The organism is Acinetobacter sp. UBA991 (assembly GCF_002292065.1).
Lineage (GTDB): Bacteria > Pseudomonadota > Gammaproteobacteria > Pseudomonadales > Moraxellaceae > Acinetobacter > Acinetobacter higginsii.
On the sequence record NZ_DBBF01000001.1, the window covers coordinates 25,445 to 44,127 of the forward strand.

An 18,683-nucleotide genomic window follows, 5' to 3' on the forward strand; every position below is an offset into this window, starting at 1 on the left:
ACTACAAAGCGACTGACTAGGTCGCTTTGTTCATTTTCTATATTGAATAAAAATTTAAACTAGTGAAAAATTAAACTCACTTTATAAACAGATGAAATAATTATGATTAATTATGATTTAATTTTTGAAGAACTTCAGGCTATGCATCCAAAAGGTGTAAAATTTTTCAAAGATCATACATCCCAAGAGTTTGAAGAGTTGAATGACTTTTTAGAAGATAATAAATTTGAACTAGGTATTGAGATAAAGCCTCATCGGGAAAGTCAAACAGGGCATAGATCAATAGATGCAATTATGGTTAAAAAACTATAATGTTTTTGTCGACAAGTTTGTGAAAGAAGCCACCTTATGGTGGCTTCTTTATTGGATTTTATTTGAGTTTTTCCTTATTTACTAAACCTGTAATCCTAGTCAAGCCAAATGCTGTCACTCGCATGTGTAAAAATACACGCTCTTGACCATCATTTTGATTTTTGATTACTGGTGATGCTTTATTGGTAAAAACACCATTCAACACATACTGTGCATGTGGTTGTAATTTCTTTTCAGCATCTCGATAACACCATTTTTTTTGAAGTAAAAGATTAATGAGATCCTTTTCTTTTATTCCAATTGTTTTGGCACATTCACGGATACAGTAGGTATGTACTGTTTCAGCAATGATATCGAGTGCTTGAGCTTTAGGTTCAAGTTTTTCAACTTTTTGGGTGAGTTCAATATTTTGTTTTGCCTGAGTTTCAATTGCTTGTAGTAGGTGATAAGGATTTGAAATATCAAATACTGGTTGAGCAACTTGAGCTTCAAGTTCTTGCCAACGATCTACCAAGCGAGCTGTAAATTCTGGGCAAAGTTGGGCAACCACGATAATACTGTCGCGCTTACCTTGTTCACCTGTGAATACATAAACTTGAGTAGTACGAGTACGACCCATTTTATCAGTAGATTGTTCATCCTCAATTTGAGGTTGAACAATAACGCTAGTGTTTACAAGCGTTTCAATAGTACGCTTAACATTGTCATGGCGTTTTTCAACAAGTTCAGCAATTTCCAAACTTGTCATCATTTGAATTTGTACAGGAACAATTGCATTCATGCTGCCAACTCCTCTGCAAAAAACTTTACCAAGTCAGGTGAGCATTCTTTGAAGTTATCAAATTCTTCAACACAAATATCTTGAAAGTTATTTGCTATTGATGAAGCTAAATGTGCCAAAGTTTTAATTGTTGGAGATAGTTCTGACTTTTCAGCAATTACAGTTGTTAATGCTGAAATTTCATCAAAACGATTATTTGCGATACGCACAAATTCAAGCAAACTCCGTAATTGCTGTTCACTGACCTGAACTTGCTTGTCTTGGGTGAATTGGGTTATATTGTTCATAGGTATTCATCCTTTGTGATGGCAACTAGACCTTGCGTTTGATTGGTAGTCGGGCAAGGTTTTTTTGTACCTGTTGATTTCATGCTTTCGCACTCTTTCTATTTTCAATTAATAATTTAACTGCCTCATTCAATAGAAATACCATTGAGCGTTTTTCTGAATTAGCAATAACCTTAAGTTCTTTGTGAAGTTCTTCTTCTAAGCGAACTTTCACATAAACAAATTCATTCTCCACTATCTTCTCCTAGTCCCCATTATGGGGTGTTGATTTATAGTACCCATTTTGGGGTTATTGGTCAAGACCCATTTTGGGGGTAATATTCGTTTTATTTGGGTTAATTTTTCATGAGTGAAGATCAAAACAGTGTTGTGACGCTCAAAGTTCGAGTATCACCTGAATTTAGAGAGAAAATTGTAAATACAGCAAAAGCAAATAATCGTTCTATGAATCAAGAAATTGTTGCACGTCTTGAAAAGAGCTTTGAAAACAATATTCCTTCAGCATTAGTTTCTGAATACATGCAGGCTGTTGAAGAAAAAAATGATATGATTAAAAAACAATTAGAAATCTCTAATCTTCTTGTACTCAAACTAGCTGAAAAGCTACCTGATGACGATCCATCGAAAAGCAGAATGTTAGAATTAATTAATCAATTGAATTAAAAAAAAGCCGACTTGATGTCGGCTTTAATTGTTTAATTACACTGCATTTGTCCGCCGACATTTTGGCATACACCACCAGTAGATGGAAAATATGTATCACCTGCACCACGATTATAGCGTGTGCCATCTGAACCCCAACATCCTGCACCATCACAGTTGGTTATTGTGGATGGTTGACGTTGTGGCATAGGTGCAGAGTAAGAGTTGTTTGAGTTTGAGTAACTATCACCACTCGATACATTTACACCATTCATTGCTGCTAGGGTTCTTAATTGGTTTGCGGTTAACTGACCATTTTGAGAACCTTTATATGGCGTACTAGCTTCCTGAATAATTTTTTGGCGCAATGCTTCATCTTCAGCAGAGCGTGTAGGCTGACGAGGCACAGTATAAGTATTTTGACGAGTGCCCTGATAGTGATTTACATACGTGTCAGGAATGGATGAATTAGAGCGATAAGTTTGTTTAGGTGCTGGTGTACTGGTTGTACCCAACGATCGTAAAGTTTCTATATTCTGTTGCTTAGCACCCTTAGGTGGTGGCTTACTTGAATAGGTAACATTACCTTTTGCATCAACCCATTTGTAAACCCCTGCATATAGATTTACTGGGATAGATAGCAAAACAAATGCTGTAAATTTTAATACACTCATGCGCATCTCAAAGATAATAATTATATGAAATTACGATAGATTAATTTTAGAGCAGTATCAACCCCCTGTAAGGTTCGCTAAATAACCACCTTTAAATAAAACTCTACGAAATAAAGTAGAGTTTTATTTCGGGGCAAGTTATGCAAGAAAACACAATTCCATGGATCATCAAAGTTGTGCCTGCCGTAGTGGGGGCTATTCTTGCCCTGGTATTAAGTGGTGATATTGATAAAAACGGAAAAATTCAAGTTTCTTTGGGTGTTATAGGCAAGTTTTTATTCAGCGTTTCAGTCAGCCTTTATGGCGGTTCAGCATTTATTGAATATTACGAATTATCAAAATATTCTCACATGGCTCAAGGCTTTGTGATGCTTATGTTTGCAGTTTTTGGATTATTAGGGATTGGCATTCTTTATCAGTCCATTGCACTGATGCAGGGTAAGCCTTTATCCGAGGTTATTAGTGAGGTCAAAGCTGCCTTTATTTCAATACTTAGTAATGGTAAAGGTGGGAAAAATTGATGAATACTCTTGATATTACACAACTTCAAAAAGCCGTTGGCGTGAAAGCTGATGGAATTCTTGGGCGTAATACTTTAACAGCTGTATTTCAAAAACTTGGTGCTAATCCTGCACGAGCTACTGAATTAGCATTAGCAGCAAATGTGCACTTAGAGACATATTCAATCAAGACGCAGTTACGCTTTTGTCATTTCTTTGCTCAACTTGCTCATGAAAGCGGAAATTTTCGCTATATGGAAGAAATTGCTTCAGGTGTAGCTTATGAAGGTCGAAAAGACTTAGGTAATGTAAACAAAGGCGACGGTGTGCGTTATAAAGGTCGAGGACCAATCCAGTTAACTGGTCGAGCTAATTATCGTAAGTATGGTCAAGAACTTGGAATTGACTTTGAAAATAACCCTGCAATTGTTGCGCTGCCAAGTGTTGGAATGCTTGTAGCTTGCAAATACTGGTCTGAAAATAACTTAAATGTATTTGCAGATTATGATGATGTAACCACGATTACTCGTCGTATTAATGGCGGTTTAAATGGCTTTGATGATCGTAAAAATAAACTTTCTATGATTAAAGGGTGGTTTAAATGATTGATGCCGTGTTAGGTAAATTTTACAAATACATCATTTTAGGCTTGATGATATTTATCTTTGGCTATGTTTTTTATGCCAATTCTCTTGCTGGAAAATTGGCAGATTCTGAAAAAGTTAAAACTAAAGCAATAGCTGATGCTATTAAGCCTTATCAAGATGCAATTGATCAGGCTCAAGAGGAAAAAGCCACCATTATGAAAACATGGTCAGCTAAAATTATAGAGGTTGAACAAAATGCAATTAAACAAATCCAAGCTGCCAATAGTGATGCTCGTAATGCTCAGTTTTCAGCTGATAGCATGTCAAAGCAACTCAGTGAAGCCAACAAACGTTTGTCCAGTGCTCCCAAGCAAACCATCATTAACTACACCATTGCCAACTCAGAATTACTCGAAAGCTGCACAACAGAATATAGAAGTTTGGCAGAAAAAGCTGATGGACACGTCATTGATGTCAGGCGATTAAATGAAAGTTGGCCAGAACTAAATAAAACCCTCAATTGAGGGTTTATTTCTTGATAAGATTTGAAATATCAGCATCAAAATATTTAGTAATATCAAACCATTTTTCTATTTCTTTTTCCCATTTGTACACACGTTCATTTTCAATTTTTAATACGTCTAACCCTTTGATGCTAAAGTGAGTCGTATCATTTGGAAGGTGTTTCCAATCAATAGTCCCATTATCATTAAACCAATTTTCCCAAGCATTTTGTATGTATGGGACCACAAAAGATTGTTGCACATCATTCCATGCAAATATGTTCTGTATATTGGATTTTTCTTTATACATATCTTTAACACTTTTAGTCGGGCGGAATGATTTCATAAATCTTTCCAACTGTTCTTTAATAAAAGAAAATTCAGTATTTATAACGTCAGGTGTTTGAACTTGAGAATAAGCTTCCTCTGCATCCGCAATATCAGCAGCTGATACATACCTTTGTTTTAAAGCAAATTTAGAATAATTATCGTCATATTGTTGTCGGGCAAATTGAATAGCTGTCTGATAATCTAAACGTTCGCCACGTTTTCTTAGGTTTACATACCGTTTAAGACTATTCCATGATGAATGCAATGTAATTGTTTGAAGTTGCGGTATCGTAAAGCCATCCTCTGCATAGCGTGTTGCAGCTTCATGGCGTAAATCATGGAACCTTAAATCTTCAATTCCATTTAAACGACATGCTCTACGAAAATAATCACTGACTGTCTGTACATTGACAGGTAATAAAAGCTCATCACTATAACCCAGCTCGAGCATTCTTTTTCGAGTAGAAGGTTCAAGTAATTCTTCAATAATGAGGAGGGCATTAGGCTCTAAATGGGCAAACTTATGATTTCCTTTGGATCCATCTGGATTTTTAACGTCTCTGATCTTCCATTGACTATTTTTTTTGTCAAAATCAGCTAAACGCATTTCACATAGTTCACCTTCACGACGACCTGTATAGATCGCAAGCCACATGACCAGGTGCATAGGAATGGCATTGCGAACTCGTTTCCAGCCTTTATAAAAGTGATTGGTCAGAATATGAAGTTCTTCTGATGTGATTAAACGATCACGTTCCTTTGATTTAGTAACAATACGAGCTTTTTTTAGACCGATCAGCGAATGTGACAATTCATTTTTTGCATGTGCAACATCTTCACCCCATACAAGTTCAGCATGGTTTAGGACCGATGAGATATGGGATAAATCTTTTAATGCAGTTGCTGGGGCAACTCCATCTATCATTTCAATTGGATTGCCTTTTCGTCGTTCAATGGCAAATGATGAGAAATCTTGACGTGAAAGGGTATAAGCATCTTTATGGGCAATATCATAATTACAGATATTTTTTAGTGCTGCAGTTTTGGTATCAGCAAATTCATCACTAATTTCATCTAAATATTGAGTGATGAATTGTTCTAAAGTTTTTGACACAACCTTAGCTTCTGGATTTAGAATAGCAGGATTAACCAGAATCTCTGCTTCAAGTCGCTTAATCCATTCTTTGGCTAATGACTCTTTTGCAAAAGTTCTTGTTTTAATAAATGGTGGTAAGCCTTTACGAGTTATTCGTATTTGAGCTCTGTATCGAGTTTTACCATCTGCTGTAGTTCGTTCTGCAATTGTTCCCATATTTACGCCATAAAGTTGGATTTACGCCACAAGGGTGATTATGGCGCAAATAAGGCGTAAAGAATAGTTAAGAATGATTGAAAATGATGTAAAACCTTTGAGAATATGGGAAAGTGAAAATTGAGTAAAAACAACGTAATTGCAGAATTGTTTGATAAATCAAAGCATTCCCCTATTTTTGTCGCCCCGATGGCTGGCGTTACGGACCGTCCTTTTAGAACGCTGTGCAAATACTTTGGTGCAGGGCATGCGGTCAGTGAAATGATGACTGCAGACAAGACACTACGTATGAGTAAAAAGAGTCTTTATCGGGCTAATTTTGATGGTGAGCTTGCACCAATCTCTGCACAAATCGCAGGTTCGGATCCAGAGCAACTGGCTGAAGCAGCACGTTATCAAGTGGCGAATGGTGCGCAGATTGTTGATATCAATATGGGTTGCCCAGCTAAGAAAGTATGTAACAAACTTGCAGGTTCGGCTTTATTACAAGACGAAGATCTCGTTGCGCGTATTCTCGATGCCGTAGTTTCTGCAGTGGATGTACCAGTCACTTTAAAAACCCGATTAGGTTTTTTAAATGGCCATGAAAATATTTTACGTGTGGCCAAACGTGCTGAAGAATCTGGAATTGCAGCCTTAGCCTTGCATGGTCGTACCCGTGAAGATATGTATTTGAATACTGCACGTTATGAGCTGATTAAGCAGGTTAAAGAATTGATTGATATCCCATTGATTGCCAACGGTGATATTGATAGTCCCGAAAAAGCCAAATATGTACTGGATTATACGGGTGCAGATGCCATTATGATTGGGCGTGCAGCCCAAGGCCGACCTTGGATATTCAGAGAAATTGCTCATTACTTAAAAACAGGTGAGCATCTTGCTGCGCCTGATATTGCAGAAGTCAAAGCAGTATTATTGGGGCATCTGGCTGAGCTGTATGATTTCTATGGTGAATACTCAGGCTGTCGTATTGCCCGTAAGCATATTGCTTGGTATACCAAAGGCTTACGCTCAAGTAACGAGTTCCGTCAGAATATGTATAAAGTTGAAAATACGGCTGATCAAGCCAAAGTGGTGGAATCATATTTCGATGAATTACTTGATCAAGGTCTACGTATGAGTGATGTACAAGTTGAACAAGTGAATTTATTGGATATTTAATAATTATTTTAATTGTATTGAAAAGCCTGTAATTCGATCTGAATTACAGGCTTTTTTTATTACGATAAATGAGCCGTGATTTTTTGCAGAATCTGCAAGATCACATCAAACTCACTTTGTAATGGTGTGCTTTTACGGGTCACTAAAGCCAATGTACGGCTTGGTGCAGCTTCAATCGCTTTCACATCAATATCTTGATTGAAATGAATCATACTGTTTTTAAGCGCGATCTCAGGTAAAAGAGTAAAGCCTAAATCAGACGATACCATTTCAACCAGCGTTGGTAATGAACTTGCTTTTAAGCGATGATCATTTTTGCGCTCACCAACAGGGCAGGCACTTAAAGCATGGTCGCGTAAGCAATGACCTTCCTCAAGCAGCATTAAACGAGATAGATCCAAATCATCGAGAGAATTTGCATTGGCTGCATTGGTATCTTTCTTGTTATACACAAGGAATAAGTGTTCTTTGGCAATTTCAGCAACTTTTAAACTGCGCGTATCAAACGGAAGTGCAAGTACAATCATGTCTAAATTACCATGTTCCAACTTCTCTACAATCTTCTCACTTTGTGCTTCATGTAAGTGTAGCTGGATTTTTGGCAATTGCTGATGAACTTCATCTAAGAGTTGAGTCAGAATAAAAGGTGCAATGGTTGGAATAATACCGAGATGTAAATCACCTGTTAATGGTTCACTCATCTCTCGGCTTAAACGCATCAGGTCTTGGGCATCGGCAAGCAACACTCGCGCTCGCGCCACCACTTGCTCACCTAATGGGGTTAAACGGACGTTTTGACGATCACGCTCAACTAAGACCCCACCTAATAAACGCTCCAATTCCATGATGCCACCAGACAATGTTGACTGGGTAACAAAGGAACGACGCGCTGCTTCAGTAAAATGTAAAGTTTCTGACAACGTAACTAAATATGATAGCTGTCTTAATGAGGGTAATGCAGCCATAGTGTCCTAGTGTGATGATCTAAAGTGGTGAGTAAACAAACCACTAAGTTGCGGAATGAAATGTGCAGGAATATCATGCCCCATTCCTTGAATTAATTCAAACTTAGCACCCGAAATTGCTTTTGCAACAGCTTTCCCGTGACTTGGTGGTAACAGGCGATCTTTTGATCCGTGTACAACCAATGTCGGCTGAGTAATCGTTTTGTTCAATGGTAACAAAGAACCTGTACATAATATTGCTAAAAATTGTTGAAGTACACCCGCTGGATAGAAACTACGTCGATATAATTTGCGAATGGTTTGAATTGATTCGACTGGATTGACATAACCAGGTGAACCGATAATACGGAAAACATTTAAACTATGATTAATAATTGTTTCTTCATCATGCCCTTCAGGTTTACCCAATAAGCTAAAAAGCTGCTTTGGAAAAGGCGGAGGTAAAAACGGCTGATTATTACTGGTAAATAACAAACCTATTTTTTCTACTTTTTCTGGATATTTCGCAGCAACAATCTGTGAAATCATTCCGCCCATTGAGGCACCAATAATATAGGATTTCTCGATGCCAAGTTGATCAATCAACATTGCTACATCATCGGCCATATCATATAAGGTATAAGGTGCACCTTCATTGCGAAGTCCAAACATGAAACGACTCATCAGTTTCATGGTATTGAGTCGTTTGCCCTTATTACGAATTTTAGAAGATAAACCGATATCGCGATTATCAAAGCGAACTACACGGAAACCTTGATCGATTAAGGCTTTACAGAAGAAATCAGGCCAAAACAGCATTTGTGCACCTAGGCCCATGATCAATAAGATGGTTGGATGCTCAGGATTTCCGCCCATTTCAACATGTAGTTCAATGCCATTGCCCAAAGTAACTTTGGTTTCCTGCATAAAAGAAGCATATGGTGACACGTTAAATTGGAGGGCACTGTTCATGATCTTCGTTCCAAATTGAATTCTTCTTATTGCTTAGAGAGTTTGAAGGAAATTCTTTTCTCAACAAACTCTCGTATTTAAACCTTAAACTTGCGCTGGAATCAAGTCTGGAACCAGCTTGGTGAGGGTTAAACGTTGTTTGCCCGCAGTTGCACCTAACAGTACAAAACCCCTTAAGGTTCCTTCACCATCAGCTGCTTTGGCAAGCATACCATCATCAAACTCTTCGGTTTCCCAGTTCACATCCACATTAAGCGGTGCAGGTAAAACCGTCAATGGCGCAGCGGGTGTTTTTACTGCAACAGGCATAGCAGGGTAGTGTACCGCTGTGCTTTGACCACTGAGCGTTTTTGCTAAAGCACGTGCTTGCTGCATAATTGGCATCACATATGGCAATAACGTGCCATTCACTTCTGCACAGTCACCGACGGCATAGATATCCGCTTGATTGGTTTCCAAAAGCGTGTTGGTAATAATGCCACGACTGGTTTGAATGTCTGCTGCTTTCGCTAAAGAGATATTCGGTTGTAAGCCAATTGCAGAAAGAACAATATCAGCGACCAGTGTTTTACCATTGGCTAAGGTGACTTCGTAGTCTTCACCATTATTAATCTTGGTTACTTTTTCCACGGTGGTGGAGAGTGCAAATTTAATGCCTGCTTGTTCTAAGTTGGCCTTAAAGGCTTCAGCGACATGGTTTGGTAATAAACGACCGAGTGGCTGAGGGGCTAAGTCAATTACAGTAACATCATATTGGCTATGCAATAAGTCATTGGCAAATTCACAGCCAATTAAACCTGCACCAAGAATAACCACGCGTTTGTCTTTACGGTTTGTAAGGTTTTCACGGAAGATACGATAGTCGACCAATGAGTTCACAACATGGATGTCATCACTGCCATCACCGGCAATCGCTAAGCGGATAGGGTTTGCACCGACAGCCAGTACTAATTTTGAATAAGGTTGGGTAATGGTTTGCCCATTTTTTTCTAATGTAAGTTCATGGTTTTCGGCATTGATTGCTTTCACCCATGTGTCTGCATCAATGCGCATATTCAATTGGGTTGCCATCTTTGTCGCATCGCCTAAAGCAATTTGTTCTGGTGCTTTATTCCCTGCAAAGGCATTAGATAATGTTGGTTTTGCATAATTTACCGCATCATCTGCACAGATCATAACCAGTTCTTGTTCAGGACTTAGTTTACGAAACTCTCGCGCTACGGTGTAACCTGCCATGCCCGATCCGATGATAACGATAGGATGCATTCTATTCTCCAATATTTTCTTATTTAAAAACAAACGATAGCAAAAAAAAGACCATGATCATTGTCACGGCCTTCTTGATCTATTTAGATTTCAACCATTTCAAAATCAGCTTTTGAAACGCCGCAATCTGGGCAAGTCCAATCATCTGGGATATCTTCCCATTTGGTCCCTGCTGCAATGCCGTCTTGTGGCCAACCTTCTGCTTCGTCGTAAATCCAACCACAAACGATACATTGATATTTTTTCATGTGACTCTCCAAACTGATAGGTATGTTCAAGTTGCCTTTCAGTAAAACTATTCCGTAATGTCGCTATGATCGCTGCAATAGGAACTAACTTATGCTAATCGGGAGTTAGATTTTTACGCAGAACGACATTTAAGTAAAGTAAATGCAAGAGTTTAATCATTTATTCAAAAAGTGATATGGCAATTCTATCTGAAAGTCTTGTTATTTGAGCAATTACTCTAATTTTTTTTAGGGATATAACGCTTATACAATTAAAAAAAGCCGAAATGTATAAATATAGTGTGTATAAAAAACAAACATTCAGAATCAAGATATGATGATGAAAACAATGATCAAGGAGAATAAAACATGGAAACCTTATCTTATAATATAAAAATTTATGCGACCCCTGAAAAAGTTTGGGAGGTTCTTTGGACTCCAGAAAGTTATCAAGCATGGACAAAATTCTTTGCATGCGATTCAACCATGACTACGGATTGGAAAGTGGGTGGTAAAACCTATTTTGGAGATGGCAAAGGCAATGGCATGATCTCTACCATTGAAAGTATCGATGAGCCTAAAGAGATTGTTTTTAAGCATCTTGGGATGATTGAGAACGGTAAGGAGGATCTGGAAAGTGAGGCTGTGAAGTCTTGGGCAGGTGCTTTGGAAAAATATATGCTGTTTGATTTTAATGGTGAAACGCAATTGCATGTAGAGGTCGATATTCAACCAGAACATGCAGAATTTATGAATAAAGGCTTTGATCAGGGACTTGCTATGGTCAAGCATTTAGCGGAGAAATAAGCGACAGCGAATCGATTGTTGAGCGGAAAATTGCTGCGTTATCTTGATTCAAAAACTGATCAATCTTGATTTTTTTGAATTGTCTGGTTGAAACAATACGAAAATGAGTTGTGATCTGCTATCCTATGTCACTTCATTTTTTACTTAATCGAGGCAGAGATGACGCAACAAAACGCTCAATCGACTTCTGAACAAACACTTTCCGAAAACGATTTAATCGCACAGCGTCATGCCAAATTAAAGCAAATCCAAGAGACTGCAAAACAAACGGGTAAGAGCCCGTGGCCAAACACGTTTAAACGTGAGCACTATGCAGCTGATTTGCAAGAACAGTTTAAAGATCAAGACAAGGCGCAAATTGAAGGCGCTGAAAAAGTTTATGTAAAAGTTGCTGGTCGTGTGATGTTGAACCGTGGATCATTTATGGTGATCCAAGATATGACGGGTCGTATTCAACTTTATGTGGATCGTAAAGGTCTGCCAGCTGATATTTTAGAAACCATTAAAAGTTTAGACCTTGGCGATATCATCGCTGCTGAAGGTTATATTGGTCGTTCGGGTAAAGGTGACTTATATGTGCACCTTGAAGGTTTTGAATTACTGACCAAATCACTTCGTCCACTTCCAGATAAATTCCATGGTTTAACCGATACAGAAGCTAAATATCGTAAACGTTATTTAGATTTGATCGTAAATGAAGAAACACGTAAAACTTTCGAAATTCGTGCCCAAGTAGTTGCAGGTATTCGTGCATTCTTGACCAATGAACGCTTCATGGAGGTGGAAACGCCAATGATGCATGTGATTCCGGGTGGCGCATCTGCTAAGCCATTCGTAACACATCATAATGCTTTGGACATGGAACTGTATTTACGTGTTGCACCGGAACTCTATTTAAAACGCCTTGTAGTGGGTGGTTTTGAGCGTGTGTTTGAAATTAACCGTAACTTCCGTAACGAAGGGGTTTCAACACGCCACAACCCTGAATTCACGATGATCGAGTTCTATCAAGCCTATGCTGATTATAAAGACTTGATGGTATTGACTGAAAACATGCTTGAAAAATTGGCAGTTGATATCTTGGGGTCTACCGATGTGCCTTATGGTGACGAAGTTTATAGCTTCAAAGGGCCATTCAAGAAAATCTCAATGTTTGATGCAATTCTTGAGAACAATCCAGACTTCACACCTGAAAATGTGAATGACCGTGAATTCTTGGCCAAATTTACCAAAGAAGTTTTAAAAGAGCAGGTAAAACCTGGTTTTGGTTTAGGCAAATTACAAACGATTGTGTTTGAAGAAACTGTAGAAACTAAACTGCGTCAGCCGACGTTCATTACTGAATATCCAGCTGAAACTTCACCACTTGCTCGTCGTAATGATGATAATCCACATATTACCGATCGTTTTGAGTTCTTTATCGGTGGTCGTGAGTTGGCAAATGGTTTCTCTGAGTTAAATGACCCGATTGATCAGGCTGAGCGCTTCCAAGCGCAGGTTGCAGAAAAAGATGCAGGTGATGATGAAGCAATGCATTACGATGCAGACTTTATCGAAGCATTGGAATATGGCTTGCCACCGACAGCTGGTCAAGGCATCGGTATTGACCGTTTGGTGATGTTGTTTGCCAATGCTGCGAGTATTCGTGACGTGTTGTTATTCCCGCATATGCGCCGTAAAGATTAATTTACCATTCATTAAAAAGCCACTTCCATGAAGTGGCTTTTTATATTCATGATTAAAAAAATATAATTATTGCATTTGATGATTGAAAAGAGATCGTAAAAAAACGATCATGTGCACATAAATAAATTTGAGAACAGTTTAGATATGTTTCTAAAAAAATCCCTTTATGTCGCATTATTTGCTTCGCTTTCCTCTGCAACATTTGCACAAGGTCTCATCTTAAACGATGCAAATTTACGTACAGATTTAAATTGGCTGAACCAACAAGGTGTTATTCAAATTAGTACGTCGACTTGGCCAATGAGTGGCGATGAAATTCAACGTGCTTTATCCCAAGCGAAAGTGAGCAATAATGCTCAGCAAAAGGTGGTGAATTCAGTTGCTAATGCACTGAAAGCAGATAATGAAACGGTTAAACTTGGTTTACATGCCGGCTCTGATCTTAAAACTGTTCCTCAAACATTTGGTGATAACCAAAAATCACAATATCAGGTCGCTGCTGAGTTTAATGCAGGTGGTGAAAATTGGGATGCAAAACTTCGTGTGAATGGAGAGAAAGATCCACTGGTTGATAATGGGCATGATGTCAATGTAGAAGGTTCTTATCTTGCTGGTAAGCTTTGGAATCAATGGGTGATTGCAGGTCAGATTCCGACCTATTGGGGTCCTGGGCATGATGGAAGTTTGATTCGCGGTGATGCGAGTCGTCCTGTGTATGGTGTTACAGCACAACGAGCTGTACAAAATGCATTTGAGAGCAAATGGTTATCTTGGATTGGTCCTTGGCAGTATCAAGCATTTGCTGGGCAATTGGATGATTATAAGGCTGTTCCTGATGCAAAACTGCTTGGTTTACGTGTAACGGCACAACCTTTGTCTTATCTTGAACTTGGTGCATCACGTGTATTGCAATGGGGCGGTGAAGGCCGTTCAGAAAGTTTGGACTCACTTTGGAATGCCATTAAAGGTAATGATAATCTTGATTATGATACTGATAAGTCAAATCAGATTGCAGGATTTGATTTTCGGTTGAATACACAACCATTACTACAAGTCCCTGTCGGTGTTTATGGACAATATGTGGGGGAAGATGAAGCCGGTGGACTCCCTGCTAAAAAGATGTATTTAGCGGGTATAGATTTCTCTTCTTCTTATAAAAATATGCCGTATCAACTCTATGCAGAATGGGCAGATACGCGTAGTAATGGAAAAGTAGATGGTGTTTCATATAATCATTATGTTTACAAAGATGGCTATTATCAACATGGTTTTTCTTTAGGCCATGCAATGGGTGGTGATGGTCAAATGTATTCGGTTGGTGGTGATATTCGTTTTGATACAATGAACCGTTTAAATGGTCGTTTGCTTTATACCAAGGTGAATCCATTAGATTTAAGAATTAATGAGGCATTTCCAAAGCAAGATACAATAAAAGCTCTTGATTTGACTTGGACACACTACTTGAAACCAACAATTCCATTAAAAGTGAATGGTTGGGTCAGTGATTCTGATTTGAATGGCAGTGATGGTGGTGTTTCTGTTGGTGTTGAAATTCCATTAGAACGGAAAATGTTCGGTTTTTGATAGGTTTTAAACCTTTGAAAAAAGGAGCCTTTTGGCTTCTTTTTTTATATTTTTTGGTGAGGAATAGATTGTATTGATATTCCATAATCTTATTTTTATATCATAATTTTGCATATTGATATGAAAAAACAAGCTAAAGAACTGGATCTAAATTATTATAATGAATAACCGCTATTGAGTGGTTTTTTGCCACCAGTAAGAATATCTATATCATGAAAAATTGGAGTTGTTATGGCACTCGTTCCTCCACACAGTCTTCAAAGTGGTGGTTTAATCCCACTTATAGATTTTATGGATAGCATGGATAAGGAGGAAATTGTACATGACTGAAAATAGATTAACTCACCTCAAGCAACTTGAGGCAGAAAGTATTCATATTATTCGTGAAGTTGCAGCTGAATTTGAAAACCCTGTGATGCTTTACTCGATTGGTAAAGACTCGGCAGTAATGTTGCATTTGGCATTAAAAGCATTCTATCCAGCGAAACTCCCATTCCCACTACTGCATGTAGATACGGGTTGGAAGTTTAAAGACATGATTGCTTTCCGTGACAACATGGCAAAAACGCATGGCTTTGATCTGATCGTGCATCAAAATGTAGAGGGTCGTGAGGCGGGGATTAACCCGTTTGATCACGGCAGTTCAAAATATACGGACATCATGAAAACCCAAGGTTTAAAACAAGCCTTGGATAAGTATCAGTTTGATGCTGCTTTTGGTGGTGCACGCCGTGATGAAGAAAAATCTCGTGCCAAAGAGCGTGTGTATTCATTCCGTGATAATAAACATCGTTGGGATCCAAAAAACCAGCGTCCGGAACTTTGGAACCTTTACAACGGTAAAGTGAACAAAGGCGAAAGTATTCGTGTATTCCCATTGTCTAACTGGACTGAGTTAGATATCTGGCAATATATCTATCTCGAAAATATTCAACTCGTTCCTCTTTATTTCTCTGCAGTTCGACCTGTGGTTGAACGTAGTGGTACGTTAATCATGGTCGATGATGAGCGTATGCGCTTAAAAGAAGGTGAAGTTCCACAAATGAAATCGGTACGTTTCCGTACACTTGGTTGTTACCCGTTAACAGGTGCAGTTGAGTCTGAAGCAGATACCTTGCCTGAAATTATCCAAGAAATGCTTTTAGCAACCAGCTCAGAGCGTCAAGGTCGTATGATTGACCATGATGAGGCTGGCTCGATGGAAAAGAAAAAGCAAGAAGGTTATTTCTAATTTCCTTAAGCAAGTCCCTCTTTTTAAAGAGGGATTTAGGGAGATTAAAACCGATTTCTAAAGAATATGTGGAGTTTTGAGCAATGTCTCATCAATCAGATCTTATTAGCCAAGACATCTTGGGATATTTAAAACAGCATGAGCAAAAAGATTTATTACGCTTTTTGACGTGCGGTAATGTCGATGATGGTAAAAGTACCTTAATTGGTCGTTTACTTTACGATTCAAAATTGATTTATGAAGATCAATTGCAAGCGGTAACACGTGATAGTAAAAAAGTGGGTACTACAGGTGATGCACCTGATCTTGCTTTGCTGGTTGATGGTCTACAGGCTGAACGTGAGCAGGGCATTACCATTGATGTGGCTTATCGTTATTTCTCTACAGAAAAGCGTAAGTTCATCATTGCTGATACCCCAGGACATGAACAATACACGCGTAACATGGCGACTGGTGCATCCACTGCCGATCTTGCGATTATCTTGATCGATGCACGTTATGGTGTGCAAACTCAAACTCGTCGCCATTCATTTATCGCAAGCTTACTCGGTATTAAAAATATCGTTGTTGCGATTAACAAGATGGACTTGGTTGAGTTCTCTGAAGCACGTTTCAATGAAATTCAAGTTGAATATGATGCTTTCGTGAGTCAACTTGGTGATCGTCGCCCTGAAAATATTGTGTTCGTACCGATCTCGGCATTGAATGGCGACAACGTTGTTAATCCATCAGCAAGTACGCCATGGTACAAGGGTCAAACCTTGATGAGCCTTCTTGAGTCAGTGGAAATTAAACGTGAATCAAATAAACGTGAATTCCGTTTCCCTGTTCAATATGTGAATCGACCAAACCTCGATTTCCGTGGTTTCGCAGGTACGATTGCGCTTGGTCAAGTGAATGTTGGTGATGAAATTATTGCCTTGCCATCTGGTAAAAAATCAACAGTTAAAGAAATCGTAACTTTTGATGGCAATCTAGAACAGGCCGTTGCTGGTCAGGCCGTGACTTTAACCTTAAACGATGAAATTGATATTTCTCGTGGTAACGTTTTGGTCCGTGCAGGCGAGCAACCATTGATTTCACGTAGTGTGCGTGCATCAGTGGTCTGGATGAATGAGCATCCGCTGGTAAAAGGCAAACTGTACAATGTCAAAATTGGGACTCAAACTGTTCCAGCGAAAGTGACGGCAATTAACTTCCGTGTCAATGTGAATACGTTGGAACACACACAAGTTGAAGAGCTTGAGTTGAATGCAATTGCGGATGTTGTAGTTGAGTTTGATGCGCCAGTGGTCTTTGATCAATACCAAGACAGCCGTTACACCGGTTCATTTATCTTTATTGACCGTCTAAGCAACGTAACTGTTGGTGCGGGTATGGTTGAAGCTGCGGTTGAATGGGCAGCGCATAGCAATCCTGTGACTGCAGAAGATCGTGCAGCTCGTTTAGGTCAGAAGCCTGCGGTGATTGGTGTTTCTGCATCGTTGATCGAGAAAGCTCAAGCTTTAGAAAGCTTGTTGATCCAGCAGGGTGTGGTTGCGATTGCGAAAGCCAATTTAACTGCTGAGCAAATTGCATTGTTGCGTGAAACAGGTGTTGTAATTATCACTACGACTGTTGAAGGTACAGATACCGAGATTGCTGCTGAAACGGTTGAAGAAGCCGCTGAAAAAGTGGTGGAGTTAGTTCGTCTTTAATCGGCTGAGTTGATTTTGGAAACCCGCGCAAGCGGGTTTTTTTATTTGAGTGGGCTACAAAAAGCTGGAATTGGTTCTGTTGGATATTTACTCATTGTATTCTTTGCAGTTGTAGTTTTGATATTATGTTGTGCAACTTGGTTTAACTGCTTTTCTATACACTAAATAAACACCACTCAAGATTGCTGTAATTCCAATATAGTCGAAAGTAGAAAGTTGGGTATTAAAAATCATAAAGTCGAGTATTAAAGTCACAAGGGGCACAAGATAGAATAAGCTTGTTGTATTCACCAGATTGCCTGATTGTAGTAATTTATAAAAAATTAGTTGAGCAATCACAGAAACAATGATGCCTTGATATAAAACTGGAATCCAAAAGCCCCAATTCATCTCAAAATTAAATGATTGAAAAGGGATGATTAAGATCATGAAAATCAAAGAAATTGCATATTGTAGTGGTAAAACGTGCCATGGTTTTTCAGAAATTTTTCTTTGTAGAATCACACCTGCCGTAATACATGTCAGGCACATAATTGAAGCAAGCGTTGCCCATAAAGATAATTTATTGACAAACATATTGTTATAAACCAAACAAATAATTCCAAAAAAACTAAGCAGTAGTCCAGTAAGCTTCACTTTGGAAAAACTCTTTTCGGTAATAAAAAAAGTCAAAATGGGCTGTAATGCAAGGATGGTGGAAAGGAGCCCTGGTGAAATTCCAAATTCAAGGGATAAAAAATAAAATAGGGTATAACCCGTAATTAAAAAGCAACCCGTCAATATGACATATTTAAAAGAGGTGTTTTGTGGGTAAAAAGGCTGTTTTGAAATCACACAGAAGGATAAAATTAATGCGGTAGCAATCAAAAAGCGAAAAAACAGAAAAGGAATTGCAGCACCATGATGAAGTCCCCATTTGGTAAAAATAGCAGCGCTACCCCAAAGCAAAACAAATAGGCCAATATAAAGGAAATTCTCATTCTTAAGTTTGACCATTTTACTTATCCTTTTTAATATCTATATTTTTAGGTCTTTGAATATCAGTTTTATATGATCACTAAACTATGATTTTCACTCGATGGTTATAAAAATGCTTTACCATCTAAGACGGATAGAGCAAGTTATTTTAACAAATAATAAAAAGAATATATTTAGAAAGGGGCTTAGGAAGTTAAAG

General features: G+C 38.5%; 21 protein-coding genes. 11 read left to right on the forward strand and 10 right to left on the reverse strand.

Annotated features, from left to right (window positions below):
* Positions 1 to 102: 102 nt before the first annotated feature.
* Positions 103 to 312: a hypothetical protein gene (locus tag B2727_RS00045; protein ID WP_010112791.1), complete on the forward strand. Its 210-nt coding sequence runs from the start codon at positions 103 to 105 to the stop codon at positions 310 to 312.
* A 58-nt stretch (positions 313 to 370) separates the two neighbouring features.
* On the opposite strand, the gene B2727_RS00050 is transcribed toward B2727_RS00045, so the two are convergent.
* The 3 genes from B2727_RS00050 to B2727_RS00060 all read right to left on the reverse strand — a co-directional run bounded on the left by B2727_RS00050 (position 371) and on the right by B2727_RS00060 (position 1,615).
* Complete coding sequence (locus B2727_RS00050; protein ID WP_291345690.1) at positions 371 to 1,093, reverse strand: phage antirepressor KilAC domain-containing protein; 723 nt, start codon at positions 1,091 to 1,093, stop codon at positions 371 to 373.
* On the reverse strand, positions 1,090 to 1,380 hold the full coding sequence (locus tag B2727_RS00055; protein ID WP_151835264.1) for a hypothetical protein: 291 nt from the start codon (positions 1,378 to 1,380) through the stop codon (positions 1,090 to 1,092). Before B2727_RS00055 ends, B2727_RS00050 begins: the two co-directional genes overlap by 4 nt.
* 79 nt (positions 1,381 to 1,459) lie before the next feature.
* Positions 1,460 to 1,615, reverse strand: a complete 156-nt coding sequence (locus B2727_RS00060; protein WP_171057658.1) for a hypothetical protein — start codon at positions 1,613 to 1,615, stop codon at positions 1,460 to 1,462.
* A gap of 110 nt (positions 1,616 to 1,725) precedes the next feature.
* Here B2727_RS00060 and B2727_RS00065 point away from each other — a divergent pair, with 110 nt between their 5' ends.
* The gene (locus B2727_RS00065) at positions 1,726 to 2,043 is read left to right on the forward strand and encodes an Arc family DNA-binding protein (protein WP_010112787.1); all 318 of its coding nucleotides are present in this window, start codon (positions 1,726 to 1,728) and stop codon (positions 2,041 to 2,043) included.
* Between the two features lie 32 nt (positions 2,044 to 2,075).
* Here B2727_RS00065 and B2727_RS00070 read toward each other — a convergent pair whose 3' ends face one another.
* Entirely contained in the window at positions 2,076 to 2,696 is a 621-nt protein-coding gene (locus tag B2727_RS00070) for a DUF4124 domain-containing protein (RefSeq protein WP_291345706.1), read from the reverse strand.
* A 140-nt stretch (positions 2,697 to 2,836) separates the two neighbouring features.
* Between B2727_RS00070 and B2727_RS00075 the strand changes: the two genes are divergently transcribed.
* Genes B2727_RS00075 through B2727_RS00085 form a run of 3 tightly spaced genes read left to right on the forward strand, consistent with a single transcriptional unit; the run spans position 2,837 to position 4,307 of the window.
* Positions 2,837 to 3,217 carry a hypothetical protein gene (locus B2727_RS00075; protein ID WP_042890510.1) on the forward strand — a complete coding sequence of 127 codons (381 nt, stop codon included), beginning with the start codon at positions 2,837 to 2,839 and terminating at the stop codon, positions 3,215 to 3,217.
* On the forward strand, positions 3,217 to 3,801 hold the full coding sequence (locus B2727_RS00080) for a glycoside hydrolase family 19 protein (RefSeq protein WP_174498793.1): 585 nt from the start codon (positions 3,217 to 3,219) through the stop codon (positions 3,799 to 3,801). The genes B2727_RS00075 and B2727_RS00080 overlap by 1 nt, the downstream gene beginning before the upstream one ends.
* The gene (locus tag B2727_RS00085) at positions 3,798 to 4,307 is read left to right on the forward strand and encodes a hypothetical protein (RefSeq protein WP_291345712.1); all 510 of its coding nucleotides are present in this window, start codon (positions 3,798 to 3,800) and stop codon (positions 4,305 to 4,307) included. The genes B2727_RS00080 and B2727_RS00085 overlap by 4 nt, the downstream gene beginning before the upstream one ends.
* A 4-nt stretch (positions 4,308 to 4,311) precedes the next feature.
* Here B2727_RS00085 and B2727_RS00090 read toward each other — a convergent pair whose 3' ends face one another.
* The gene (locus B2727_RS00090) at positions 4,312 to 5,928 is read right to left on the reverse strand and encodes a tyrosine-type recombinase/integrase (RefSeq protein ID WP_291345714.1); all 1,617 of its coding nucleotides are present in this window, start codon (positions 5,926 to 5,928) and stop codon (positions 4,312 to 4,314) included.
* A gap of 147 nt (positions 5,929 to 6,075) precedes the next feature.
* Between B2727_RS00090 and dusB the strand changes: the two genes are divergently transcribed.
* The gene (dusB, locus tag B2727_RS00095) at positions 6,076 to 7,092 is read left to right on the forward strand and encodes a tRNA dihydrouridine synthase DusB (protein WP_291345762.1); all 1,017 of its coding nucleotides are present in this window, start codon (positions 6,076 to 6,078) and stop codon (positions 7,090 to 7,092) included.
* 59 nt (positions 7,093 to 7,151) lie between these two features.
* On the opposite strand, the gene oxyR is transcribed toward dusB, so the two are convergent.
* The 4 genes from oxyR to rubA form a co-directional block, all read right to left on the reverse strand.
* A complete protein-coding gene (gene oxyR, locus B2727_RS00100; RefSeq protein WP_005202466.1) occupies positions 7,152 to 8,057 on the reverse strand; it encodes a LysR family transcriptional regulator OxyR in 906 nt (301 codons plus the stop codon).
* A 6-nt stretch (positions 8,058 to 8,063) separates the two neighbouring features.
* Positions 8,064 to 9,008, reverse strand: coding sequence for an esterase EstB (gene estB / locus B2727_RS00105; protein ID WP_005202467.1), 945 nt, complete (start codon positions 9,006 to 9,008; stop codon positions 8,064 to 8,066).
* An 84-nt stretch (positions 9,009 to 9,092) separates the two neighbouring features.
* A complete protein-coding gene (gene rubB, locus B2727_RS00110) occupies positions 9,093 to 10,274 on the reverse strand; it encodes a rubredoxin reductase RubB (protein WP_005314280.1) in 1,182 nt (393 codons plus the stop codon).
* Positions 10,275 to 10,357: 83 nt separating this feature from the next.
* The gene (gene rubA, locus B2727_RS00115) at positions 10,358 to 10,522 is read right to left on the reverse strand and encodes a rubredoxin RubA (RefSeq protein ID WP_004678010.1); all 165 of its coding nucleotides are present in this window, start codon (positions 10,520 to 10,522) and stop codon (positions 10,358 to 10,360) included.
* Positions 10,523 to 10,870: 348 nt separating this feature from the next.
* Here rubA and B2727_RS00120 point away from each other — a divergent pair, with 348 nt between their 5' ends.
* From B2727_RS00120 to cysN, 5 genes are all read left to right on the forward strand, one after another.
* Positions 10,871 to 11,308, forward strand: coding sequence for an SRPBCC family protein (locus tag B2727_RS00120; RefSeq protein ID WP_005202469.1), 438 nt, complete (start codon positions 10,871 to 10,873; stop codon positions 11,306 to 11,308).
* A 159-nt stretch (positions 11,309 to 11,467) separates the two neighbouring features.
* Positions 11,468 to 12,994 carry a lysine--tRNA ligase gene (lysS, locus tag B2727_RS00125; protein ID WP_005202470.1) on the forward strand — a complete coding sequence of 509 codons (1,527 nt, stop codon included), beginning with the start codon at positions 11,468 to 11,470 and terminating at the stop codon, positions 12,992 to 12,994.
* A gap of 144 nt (positions 12,995 to 13,138) precedes the next feature.
* The gene (locus B2727_RS00130) at positions 13,139 to 14,578 is read left to right on the forward strand and encodes a capsule assembly Wzi family protein (protein WP_005202471.1); all 1,440 of its coding nucleotides are present in this window, start codon (positions 13,139 to 13,141) and stop codon (positions 14,576 to 14,578) included.
* Between the two features lie 322 nt (positions 14,579 to 14,900).
* A complete protein-coding gene (gene cysD / locus B2727_RS00135) occupies positions 14,901 to 15,809 on the forward strand; it encodes a sulfate adenylyltransferase subunit CysD (protein ID WP_004808480.1) in 909 nt (302 codons plus the stop codon).
* A gap of 83 nt (positions 15,810 to 15,892) precedes the next feature.
* Positions 15,893 to 17,506, forward strand: a complete 1,614-nt coding sequence (gene cysN / locus B2727_RS00140; protein ID WP_005202472.1) for a sulfate adenylyltransferase subunit CysN — start codon at positions 15,893 to 15,895, stop codon at positions 17,504 to 17,506.
* A gap of 123 nt (positions 17,507 to 17,629) precedes the next feature.
* Here cysN and B2727_RS00145 read toward each other — a convergent pair whose 3' ends face one another.
* On the reverse strand, positions 17,630 to 18,502 hold the full coding sequence (locus B2727_RS00145) for a DMT family transporter (protein WP_005202473.1): 873 nt from the start codon (positions 18,500 to 18,502) through the stop codon (positions 17,630 to 17,632).
* Between the last annotated feature and the right edge of the window lie 181 nt (positions 18,503 to 18,683).